The sequence below is a fragment of the uncultured Acidovorax sp. genome, from assembly GCF_964021665.1.
GTDB classification, from domain to species: domain Bacteria; phylum Pseudomonadota; class Gammaproteobacteria; order Burkholderiales; family Burkholderiaceae_C; genus Acidovorax; species Acidovorax temperans.
Window position 1 is genome coordinate 26,225 of record NZ_CAXIAK010000034.1, and the last position, 9,986, is coordinate 36,210.

A 9,986-nucleotide genomic window follows, 5' to 3' on the forward strand; every position below is an offset into this window, starting at 1 on the left:
ATTTGGGCTTTAGGCCTACACGCGCCCAGCCATGGGCCGCTCACACTCGCTGCTCTCACCTCAATTTGGAGAAGGGCACATGGGGGCACCCCTGGACACCATCATCATCGGCGCAGGCACTGCAGGGCTGGCGGCCCTGCGCGAGGTGCGCAAGCGCACCGATCGCTACCTCATCGTGAACGACGGCCCCTGGGGCACCACGTGCGCCCGGGTGGGCTGCATGCCTTCCAAGATGCTCATCGAGGCGGCCAGCACGTTCCACAGGCGCCATGCCTGGAATGAACTGGGCCTGCGCGGCGCCACGGCGCTGATGGCTGACCTGCCCTCCGTGCTGCAGCGGGTGCGCGCACTGCGCGATGAGCTGGTGGCCGGAACCTTGAAGGCCACCCAGAACCTGGGCAGCGCGCAAAAGTCGGGCCGTGCCACGCTGCTGGGGCCCGGGCTGGTGGAAATTGGCGGAAAAGCCCATGCCACGCGCAGCATCATCATCGCCACCGGATCGCGCCCCCTGCTGCCCGACGCATGGCTGGCTTTTGGCGACCGCATGCTCACCACCGACACGCTGTTTGAACAGCCCACGCTCGGCCCACGCATCGCCGTCATTGGCATGGGCCCGCTGGGGGTGGAAATGGCCCAGGCCCTGGCTCGGCTGGGGCTGCAGGTGTCCGCATTCAGCACAGGCGAGCACTTCGCGGGCATTCGCGATGCCGCCATCAACACCGAGCTGGCCCAGGTGCTCACAGCCGACATGCGGCTGTACACCGGCGCGCCCGCCGAGCTGCGGGAGGTGGCAGGCGGCATCGAGGTGCGCAGCGGCAACCAAACCGTGGTGGTCGATCAGGTGGTGGCTGCCATGGGGCGCACGCCCAACATCGAGCACCTGGGGCTGGAAACCCTGGGCGTGCCGCTGGATGAACGGGGCCTGCCATCCATAGACCCGCAAACCCAGCAGATCGGCAACCTGCCCGTGTTCATGGCGGGCGATGCCAATGGCCACCTGCCCTTGCTGCACGAGGGCGCCGACGAAGGCCACATTGCAGGCATCAACGCGCTGGCCAGTGCACCGCGCAAGTTCCGGCGCCGTACGCCGCTGGCCATTGTTTTTTCAGACCCGCAGGTGGCTGCTGTGGGGCGCCGGTGGGCGGACCTGGACGCCCGCACCACCGTCACCGGTTGCGCCAGTTTTCATGACCAGGGGCGTGCGCGCACCGCCCTGCGCAACGCGGGGCGGCTCTGCATTTACGCCGACAAGGCCACGGGCCGCCTGCAAGGCGCGGAGATGTGCACCCCGCAGGCAGAGCACATGGCACATCTTCTGGCGCTGGCCGTTCAGCAAAAACTCACGGTGCGAGATCTACTGGGAATGCCTTTCTACCACCCCACTTACGAAGAAGGGTTGCGCACGGCCCTGCGTGATGCCGCTCGGCAACTGCCGCAGCCTGCGGATTCCGATCTGGCCACCTGTGGCGGCATCGGTGTGCCGGCACTGGAATGAGCGCGCCAGATGTAACACCGGTCAAGTGCACGGCAAAAAAAGCCGATAAGGCTGTGTAACCCAGCAGGAGCCCTTCATGGACGTCGCCCTCACCAACAGCATCGTGGCCACCGCCACCAACCTTGCCAGTGCGCAGACCTCTGACGCCTTGAACATGGCAGTGCTGAAAAAAGCGCTGGACGTTCAGGCATCAAGCGCCGCCACCATGATCGACGCCATGCAGCAATCCATGCCCCAGCCCGCGCTGGCTACTTCGGGCACGCTGGGCACCCAGGTCAACACCTTCGCGTAAGAAACCGCTCACAGGGTCGGCCGGGCGCGCCCCGCACCGCCCTTAACGCAACCTGGCTGGCGAAAGCCCCTGTGGCTCAACGCCTTCCGCCTCCAGCTCGGACCCCAGCGGTTCGCCCCGCAGCAGTCTTTTGGCCAGCAGCGATGCTCCTGCCGCGCTCTGGATGCCGTACCCACCCTGCCCCGCCAGCCAGAAAAACCCGGGTACGTGGTTGTCCCAGCCAATCACCATGTCGCCATCGGCCACGAACGAGCGCAGCCCTGCCCAGGTGTGCGAGGGGCTGCGGATTTGGAACGTGGTCAATTCTTCAATGTGGTAGATGCCCATGGCCACGTCCAGCTCTTCGGGCACCACGTCGTGTGGATGGGTGGAGTCGGCATTGGCAGGCGAGCCCAGCAGCTGGCCTGCATCGGGTTTGAAGTAAAAGCTCTCGTCAATGCCAATCACGGCAGGCCAGTGGCTGGCGTCCATCCCCTCAGGCACGGCAAACGTGAAAGCGGTGCGCCTGCGCGGCTCCAGCCCGATGGGCGGCACGCCCGCCATGGCGGCCACCACATCCGCCCAGGCGCCTGCAGCATTGACGATGGTGGTGCCGCGCAATTGCCGGCCATCGGCCAGCGCCACTTGCCAGGCATCCCCCTCTTTTTGCAAGCCCACCACCTCTGCCTGGGTCAGCACCTGCCCGCCCCGCTGGCGCAGGCCGCGCAGGTAGCCCTGGTGCAGCGCATGCACGTCGATGTCAGCCGCTTCGGGCTCGCTCATGCCAGCGGCCACGGCCTCGGGTTTCAGGCAAGGCAGCTGGGCCAGCAGCGCTGGCTTGTCCACCCACTCCACATTGGGGGATGCCGCACGGGCATCGTCGTAGGCCTGCTTCAGAAGGTCCAGCTGGTCTGGCCCCGCCACGTAAATCACGCCGCGGGGCGAGAGGATGGGGTCAGCGCCAAACTCCAGCGGCGGCGCGTCGTAAAACGCACGGCTGGCGCGCGTCAGGGCTTGGATGTTGGGCGTGCCATACGTGGCCATGTAGAGCGCAGCCGAGCGCCCGGTGGTGTGATAGCCGGGCTGCGATTCCCGCTCCAGCAGCAGCACGCTGCTGCGCCCGTCCTGAACAAGCTGCCAGGCAATGGAAGCGCCTGCAATACCGGCGCCGATGACGATGTAGTCTGCTGTCTGCATGGGTTGCGTCGCTGTGGTGTGGTGCGTTAGGAAGGCGCCCGGCGGATGCGCTGGGGCCGCATGGGCAAATGGTAGCGCGGCGTGCGCATGCCGATAGGGCAACCAAACGGCTCGCTTGTCCAGCCGGTGGACCAGGATTAGCGCTTGCGCGGTACCCTGATGGGCATCGTTCGGGTGCTGACCGTGGCACCCATTCACCCCGTCACAGGAACTGACCCATGGCACAAGTCCTCGTCGTGAAGTACGAAAACCAGGCCGACGCCAAAGTGTTTGAAACCCCTTATGAAAGCCAGGCGGACCTTGCCGTTCTGGAGGTACCTTACGAACAGCAGGCCACGGGCGATGCCGTGTGGCATCTGGTGCAGTACGAAAGCCAGGCTACGTTCAAGATTTTCAAGGTGAAGTACGAAGCCCAGGCAGATCTGCGCATCTTCAAGGTCAAACGCCTTGCGCAGGCAGGCTGGCGCACGCAGGGGCATGTGCTGGAAGGGAAGCTGGGGAAGTGAACCCCGCCAGCCGGGGCACGCCATTCATCGCCCCGGCCTTGCCGCAATGCGAAGGGCAACCGAGCGCTCAGCCTTGCTTTGCGGGCTAACATCGCAGGCTTGACGCGGCTTGGCTCTGCGCCGCCCTGAGAGGCCAGCCGAGTCGCAGATTTGCTCTTGATTTGATAGCTGCTTGCGCTTGATGGATAAGCGCCAGAGGCCAATTTTGCCCCAACCCCATGGCCGACGCCCTTGATGTGACCGCTGCTGGCACCGACTCCGCCGCACCCCGCCCCCAACCGCGCGACTGCGCCGATCTGTTCTGGTCCTTCACTTGGCTAGCTCTGCAAGGCTTTGGCGGTGTGCTGGCCGTGGTGCAACGCGAACTGGTCGAGAAAAAACGCTGGATGACGAACGACGAGTTCGTGGAAGACTGGGCGGTGGCCCAGATCATGCCGGGCCCTAACGTGGTGAACCTCTCCATCATGATCGGCGAGCGCTACTTTGGCTGGCGCGGCGCCGTGGCGGCCCTGGCGGGCATGTTGACCTTCCCACTCATTCTGGTGCTGGCGGTGGCCGTGGTGTATGCCCAGTTTGCCTCCCAGCCCGCCGTGGCTGGCGCGTTGCGGGGCATGGGGGCGGTAGCCGCCGGGCTGATTGCTGGCATGGGCCTCAAGCTCTCGTCCACCTTGCGCAAACACCCGCTGGGCCTGGCGGTGTGCGTGGGCCTGGTCGCGCTCACGGTGATTGCCATGGCGGTGTTGCGCTGGCCCCTGTTCTGGACCTTGCCCAGCGTGGGCCTGCTCGCCTGCGTGCTGACCTGGAGAAAGATCGCCCCATGACCACCGCTGCGCCCGCCATCGTGGCCCTTTCTTCGTGGGACTGGTTGCAACTGTTCCTGTACTACCTGTCGCTGTCGCTGCTGGCGGTGGGCGGGGCCATCAGCACCGCGCCGGATATGCACCGTTTTCTGGTGGAGCGCAATGCCTGGCTCACCGATCCACAGTTCAACGCCTCCATCGCCATCGCGCAGGCCGCGCCGGGCCCCAATGTGCTGTTCATTGCCCTGCTGGGGTGGAACATCGGCATCAACGCCGGTGGCCCTGGCGCCGCAGGCTGGGCGCTGGGCCTGCTCGGCATTCTGGTGTGCATGGTGGGTGTGATGTTGCCCAGCAGCCTGCTGACCTGGCAGGCCACCCGCTGGGGGCACCGCAACCGCAACCGGCGTAGCGTGCGCGCCTTCAAGCAGGGCATGGCTCCGGTGGTCATTGGCTTGCTGCTGGCCACGGCATGGGTGCTGACACGTGCCCATGGCGCTGAACTGGTCAACTGGCCGCTGTGGGCCATCACGGCCGCCACCACCCTGCTGGTGTGGCGCACCAAGCTGCACCTGCTGTGGATGCTCGGGGCCGGCGCAGTGGCCGGGGGCATGGGCTGGATCTGAACGGCCTGGGCCGCCAGCCCTGGCCCAAGCCGGTAGCAGGGCTACCAGCCTTGGGCGGGTTTACAGCGAACGCTGGCGTAGTGCCTCGTACAGGCACACACCGCTGGCCACAGAAACGTTCAGGCTCTCGACCGCGCCCTTCATCGGGATAGAGACCAGCTCATCGCAGGTTTTGCGGGTGAGCTGGCGCATGCCGTCACCCTCCGCGCCCAGCACCAATGCCACCGGGCCTTTGAGGTCCACCTGATAGACGGTCTTGGGCGCGTCATCGCTGGTGCCGATGCACCAGATGTTGCGTTCCTTGAGTTCGTTCAGGGTACGCGCCAGGTTGGTCACCATGAAGTAAGGCATGGTTTCAGCCGCACCGCTGGCCACCTTGGCCACGGTGGCGTTGATGCCCACGGCATGGTCTTTGGGGGCAATCACTGCGTGCGCACCGGCACCGTCTGCCACGCGCAGGCACGCGCCCAGATTGTGCGGGTCGGTCACTCCGTCCAGCACCAGCAGCAAGGGCTGCTCAATGCCTGCGGCTTCCAGGTTCTCCAGCAGCTCGTCCAGCGAGGTGATCTGGGCCACAGGCTCCACGCGCGCTGCAACACCCTGGTGGCCGTGGCTGCCCGCCAGCTTGGCGATGCGAACGCTGTCGGCTTCGATCAGGCGGGCACCGGCCTCTTTGGCACGGTCCAGAAACTGCCGCATGCGCGCATCGCGGCGCGTGGCTTCGTAATAAATCTCGATGATCGATTGGGGCGCGGTCTTCAGGCGCACGCCCACGGCATGAAAGCCGAAGAGAACTTTGGGGGAGGACATGCGGGCATTATCGTTGCCCTGGCGCCGCCCCCTTCCAGGGCCACGCAGCCAAAGCGCTGGCGCTTCACTTTGCGCAATGGGTTGCTATTAAATTAATAGCTGCTTGCGCTTGGCGGGCAAGCGCCGGAGGCAAAAAACCCATCAACCCTCTGCCACACGCCCTGCGTCGATGGTGATGCGCCGCTCGCACTGCGCGGCGATGGCCCGGTCGTGGGTCACCAGCACCAGCGTGGTTCCCAATTCGCGGTTGAGTTCAAACATCAGCCGCATGATGGATTCACCCGTCGCAAAGTCCAGGCTGCCGGTGGGCTCGTCGGCCAGCAACAAAGCGGGCTGCACCACAAAGGCACGCGCCAAGGCCACGCGCTGCTGCTCGCCGCCCGAGAGCACCTTGGGGTAATGCCCCAGGCGCTGGCCCAGTCCCACACGCTCCAGCATCTCGGCAGCGGCCTTGCGGGCATCGCGCCGCTCGGCCAACTCCAGGGGCAGCATCACGTTTTCGAGCGCGGTGAGGTTGCCCATGAGCTGAAAGCTCTGGAAGACGAAGCCCACCTTTTGCGCCCGCAGGGCGGCCCGGTCGTCCTCGCTCAGCGCGAAAAGGTCTTGCCCATCCAGCCGCACCGTGCCGCGTGTGGGGGTGTCCAGGCCGGCAATGATGGACAGCAGCGTGCTCTTGCCCGAGCCCGAGGCGCCCACAATGGCCGCCGTCTCCCTTGGCGCCAGACGGAAATCAATATCCCGCAAAATGTCCAGCGTCCCGGTGGAGTCCGTCACCGACTTGAACACATGCTCGACAGCAATAATGGGCGTTACGGGCAACGAGGGAGATTCAGGCATGAAAGGCTCTTTACTTTGATTCGCGATCTGTATCGGCGTCACTTTATCCTCACCGCCTCCATGGCTGCCGCCATGGGGATTTACGCGCCTGGCATCGGGGCCCAAACCACAGCGCGCGCAGCCCCCAAAGCAGCCAAGTCAGCGGTCATTCTGGTGCTGGGCGACTCGTTGAGCGCCGAGTACGGTTTGCCGCGCGGCTCGGGCTGGGTGGCCCTGCTGGAAAAGCAATTGGCTGCCGACAAGATCAGCGCGTCTGTGGTCAACGCCAGCGTGAGCGGCGAAACCACCTCGGGCGGCCGCTCGCGCATAGCGGCGCTGCTCCAGCAGCACCAGCCCAGCCATGTGGTAATCGAACTGGGTGGCAACGACGCGCTGCGCGGGCTGCCGCTGCAAAACACCCAGGACAACCTGACCTTCATGACCCAGGCCGCCCAGAAAGCGGGCGCCAAAGTGCTGCTGGTGGGCATGCAGGTGCCGCCCAACTACGGCACCGATTACGCCAACCGCTTTGCCGCGCTGTTTGAAACGGTGGCCAAGGCGCAGAAAGCGGCGGTGGTGCCGTTCTTCCTCAAAGGTGTGGCCGATGAAGCCGACCCCGCCGGCATGTTCCAGCCCGACCGCATTCACCCCAAGGCCGAGGCCCACCCGCTCATGCTGGCCAATGTGTGGCCAGAGCTGAAGAAAATGCTGCGCTGACGCGCCAAAACAAAAAGCCCTGCAAACGCTGAAACCAGCGGTTGCGGGGCTTGTGAGCGAGACTTTGCCTGGGCACCAGAAAAAACCTTCTGCGCGCCGGGCCCAAAGTGTCAGTTGTTCGTGCCTTCACTGGGTGCTGCGGAGGGTGCTGCATCCTGCTCGCCCTCAGCGTTTCCCGTCTGCGGATCGTCCGGCCGGCGTTGTGCTTTGGCTCTCAGCTTCTCTTCTTTTTTTTGTTTTTTAGCGAGTTCGCGCTGGCGTTTTTCGTATCCGTAGTTAGGTGTTGCCAAGGTGTTTGCTTTCTGAAGTAGAGGCCCACTGTAACAGCTTGGCTTTCGGGGCCAAGGCTCAAGCCAATTCGGGCTGCATGGCAGCGGCAGGCACGCGCTGCACAGCGGCGCGGTAGGCATGCCAACTGGCATGGCCCAGCAGCGGCCCCACCAGCACCAATGCCACACTGCCTGCCCACAATGACGCGCCCACCAGCAAAGTGATGAGGGCACCCCACAGCAGCATCGTCAAGGGGTTCTCCAGCACCACGCGAATGCTGGTGATCCCAGCCGTCAGGGCATCGGTGTCGCGGTCAAGGATCATGGGAATGGACACCACCGAGGTGGAGAACACCAGTGCCGCAAACACCCCGCCCACTGCCGAGTACACCGCGACAAAGCTCCAGTTCTCAGGGTTGAACACCGCCTGCAATACGCCCGTGGTGGACGGCATGCCGGTATTGAAGAACACGGCGAACACCACCAGCGACGCCCGGCCCCACAACAACTCCAGCACGATGAGCACCAAGACCAACATGCCCATGCTGCCCATGTGGCTGTCCCAGCAAGTCAGGGACTCGCTGAGCTGTGGCGCAATGCCTGCTTCGCGCCGGCGGCTGGTTTCGTACAGCCCCATCGCCAGGAAGGGCCCTACTAGCAGACAGCCACTGGCCAGGGACATCGTGTATTCCGGCCGCGTGCGGAACACCCAGCCCAGCACCATCGCCATGAACCAGAAACACAGGCCGTAAAACACTGCAATACCCGGTGCAGCGCGCAAATCCTGCATGCCCTGTGCCAGCCAGCGGAAGGGGTCTGCCAGCGTGAGGCGCTGCAGAACGATGGGGGCAGCATCGCGGGTGGGAGGAACCTCGGGGACGGGGGTGTCGGACATGGGTGGCACTGCGAGGTAAAACGAGGACTTAACCCACATCAAGTGGGCGCTGACCACACCGTAATGCAGCCCGCCATGCTTTACCACTGAGGAAACTACCACCCCGCCCCTCCCCCCGCCCTCCGCGCGCCCCTGTATCTCTGCGCAAGATGCCTGGGGGGTTCCGTGCCGTGGTGATCAGGCTGGAGTGCGCTCCATTACCTCAAGCGCCTGGGCCAGGTCGGCACGCAAATCCGGGGCGGCTTCCAGGCCAATCGCAAAGCGCACCAGGGTGCCCGGCTTCAAGTGCGGCGTGGCGCCGCTGCGCATGCTGGGCAGGTGGTAAGGCACCACCAGGCTGATCGGGCCGCCCCAGCTGTAACCCAGCTTGAACAAACGCAGCGCATCGCAGAACGCATCGACCTGCGCCTGGCTGTAGCGTGCATCGATCATCACGCTGAACAACCCGGCCGCCGCCCCCTGCCCTGCATTGGCCGCACCGCACAAGGCGCGCCAGTGCGCATGCCCGGGCGAGCCTTCAATGGCAGGGTGCAGCACCTGCGCAATGGCGGGCTGGGTTTGCAGCCAGTGGGCCAATTCGCGGGCCACGCGGTCGTGCGCGGCATAGCGCAGCCCCACGCTGGGCAGTGAACGCAAAACCGCCTCCACGTCGTTCGCCCCCACCCCCAAGCCCAGCCGCATATGCGTGAGCTTGATCTTCATGTGCAAAGCGTTCGACCGGGTCATCACACTGCCCATCAGCACGTCACCACCGCCGCTGGGGTATTTGGTGAGCGCGTGGGCAGACACATCCACGCCCAGAGAGCCATCGCCCAGCAAATCAAACGGGGCAAAAGCCAACCCGGCTCCCCAGGTGTTGTCCAGCGCGGTGAGAACCCCACGTTCGCGGCAAATGCGCACCTGGGCAACAAGATCAGGAAACTCCATCGTCACCGAGCCAGGGGCTTCCAGCCAGACCAGACGCGTTTTGGGCGTGATGCGCTGGGCCAGGTCGTCAGGATTCAAGGCATCGAAAAATGCGTGGGTGATGCCATAACGTGCCAGCTCCACCAAGGCAAAGTCTTTGCCAGGGCCGTACGCGTTGTCGGGGATCAGAACTTCATCGCCCGCTTTCAGCAACGCCAAACCCACGGTGGCAATGGCAGCCAAACCGCTGGGCACGAGCACGCATTCGGTGCCGCCTTCCAGCTCGCACAAACGTTCTTCCAGCAAAAAGGTGGTGGGCGTGCCGTGCAGGCCGTAGGTGTAGCCGGTCTTGTCTTTCCAATCGCGGGCGCGCATGGCGGCCACGTTGGGGAAGATGACGGTGGAGGCCTTGAACACGCCCGGTTGGGGCGCTGCAAACTCAGCGGGGGGCGTGTAGGCGTGGTGGATGAGGCGGGTGGAGATGTCGGATGCAGGGGCTGGTGCTTTCATGCGTGCATGTTAGCGCCACCTGCACCGACCCATGGCAGTCTTTAACCGCCAGAAATCACCAGCAAATTGGTCACGGAAGTGACGCCCTTGATGCTCTTGGCGATGGTCTGTGCACGGTCTTTGGCGGCCAGGTTGGGCGCCGGGCCATTGAGGGTGACGGCACCGTTCTGG

General features: G+C 64.7%; 13 protein-coding genes. 6 read left to right on the plus strand and 7 right to left on the minus strand.

Annotated features, from left to right (window positions below):
* Positions 1 to 79: 79 nt before the first annotated feature.
* Positions 80 to 1,495 carry a dihydrolipoyl dehydrogenase gene (locus AADJ04_RS09440; protein ID WP_341239456.1) on the plus strand — a complete coding sequence of 472 codons (1,416 nt, stop codon included), beginning with the start codon at positions 80 to 82 and terminating at the stop codon, positions 1,493 to 1,495.
* A 76-nt stretch (positions 1,496 to 1,571) separates the two neighbouring features.
* Positions 1,572 to 1,787, plus strand: a complete 216-nt coding sequence (locus AADJ04_RS09445; protein ID WP_044395226.1) for a YjfB family protein — start codon at positions 1,572 to 1,574, stop codon at positions 1,785 to 1,787.
* Positions 1,788 to 1,829: 42 nt separating this feature from the next.
* Here AADJ04_RS09445 and AADJ04_RS09450 read toward each other — a convergent pair whose 3' ends face one another.
* Positions 1,830 to 2,963, minus strand: a complete 1,134-nt coding sequence (locus tag AADJ04_RS09450; protein WP_341239457.1) for an FAD-dependent oxidoreductase — start codon at positions 2,961 to 2,963, stop codon at positions 1,830 to 1,832.
* A gap of 218 nt (positions 2,964 to 3,181) precedes the next feature.
* On the opposite strand from AADJ04_RS09450, the gene AADJ04_RS09455 reads away from it, so the two are divergent.
* The 3 genes from AADJ04_RS09455 to AADJ04_RS09465 all read left to right on the plus strand — a co-directional run bounded on the left by AADJ04_RS09455 (position 3,182) and on the right by AADJ04_RS09465 (position 4,892).
* The gene (locus AADJ04_RS09455; RefSeq protein ID WP_207373319.1) at positions 3,182 to 3,469 is read left to right on the plus strand and encodes a DUF6150 family protein; all 288 of its coding nucleotides are present in this window, start codon (positions 3,182 to 3,184) and stop codon (positions 3,467 to 3,469) included.
* 218 nt (positions 3,470 to 3,687) lie between these two features.
* Positions 3,688 to 4,290, plus strand: coding sequence for a chromate transporter (locus AADJ04_RS09460; protein WP_066784422.1), 603 nt, complete (start codon positions 3,688 to 3,690; stop codon positions 4,288 to 4,290).
* A complete protein-coding gene (locus AADJ04_RS09465; protein WP_207373320.1) occupies positions 4,287 to 4,892 on the plus strand; it encodes a chromate transporter in 606 nt (201 codons plus the stop codon). The genes AADJ04_RS09460 and AADJ04_RS09465 overlap by 4 nt, the downstream gene beginning before the upstream one ends.
* Before the next feature lie 60 nt (positions 4,893 to 4,952).
* On the opposite strand, the gene rlmB is transcribed toward AADJ04_RS09465, so the two are convergent.
* Together rlmB and AADJ04_RS09475 are read right to left on the minus strand one after the other, a co-directional pair.
* Positions 4,953 to 5,702, minus strand: a complete 750-nt coding sequence (gene rlmB, locus AADJ04_RS09470) for a 23S rRNA (guanosine(2251)-2'-O)-methyltransferase RlmB (RefSeq protein WP_044395219.1) — start codon at positions 5,700 to 5,702, stop codon at positions 4,953 to 4,955.
* A gap of 141 nt (positions 5,703 to 5,843) precedes the next feature.
* Positions 5,844 to 6,539: an ABC transporter ATP-binding protein gene (locus tag AADJ04_RS09475; protein WP_066784428.1), complete on the minus strand. Its 696-nt coding sequence runs from the start codon at positions 6,537 to 6,539 to the stop codon at positions 5,844 to 5,846.
* Between the two features lie 15 nt (positions 6,540 to 6,554).
* On the opposite strand from AADJ04_RS09475, the gene AADJ04_RS09480 reads away from it, so the two are divergent.
* Positions 6,555 to 7,235, plus strand: coding sequence for an arylesterase (locus AADJ04_RS09480; RefSeq protein ID WP_242638032.1), 681 nt, complete (start codon positions 6,555 to 6,557; stop codon positions 7,233 to 7,235).
* A 110-nt stretch (positions 7,236 to 7,345) separates the two neighbouring features.
* Here AADJ04_RS09480 and AADJ04_RS09485 read toward each other — a convergent pair whose 3' ends face one another.
* The 4 genes from AADJ04_RS09485 to AADJ04_RS09500 form a co-directional block, all read right to left on the minus strand.
* The gene (locus AADJ04_RS09485) at positions 7,346 to 7,525 is read right to left on the minus strand and encodes a hypothetical protein (RefSeq protein ID WP_082758626.1); all 180 of its coding nucleotides are present in this window, start codon (positions 7,523 to 7,525) and stop codon (positions 7,346 to 7,348) included.
* Between the two features lie 58 nt (positions 7,526 to 7,583).
* Complete coding sequence (locus AADJ04_RS09490) at positions 7,584 to 8,399, minus strand: DUF2189 domain-containing protein (protein WP_288485724.1); 816 nt, start codon at positions 8,397 to 8,399, stop codon at positions 7,584 to 7,586.
* Positions 8,400 to 8,576: 177 nt separating this feature from the next.
* Positions 8,577 to 9,815: a PLP-dependent transferase gene (locus AADJ04_RS09495; protein WP_288485725.1), complete on the minus strand. Its 1,239-nt coding sequence runs from the start codon at positions 9,813 to 9,815 to the stop codon at positions 8,577 to 8,579.
* 41 nt (positions 9,816 to 9,856) lie between these two features.
* Positions 9,857 to 9,986, minus strand: a 130-nt coding sequence (locus tag AADJ04_RS09500; protein WP_341239458.1) for a BON domain-containing protein, incomplete at its 5' end; no start/stop codon positions are given.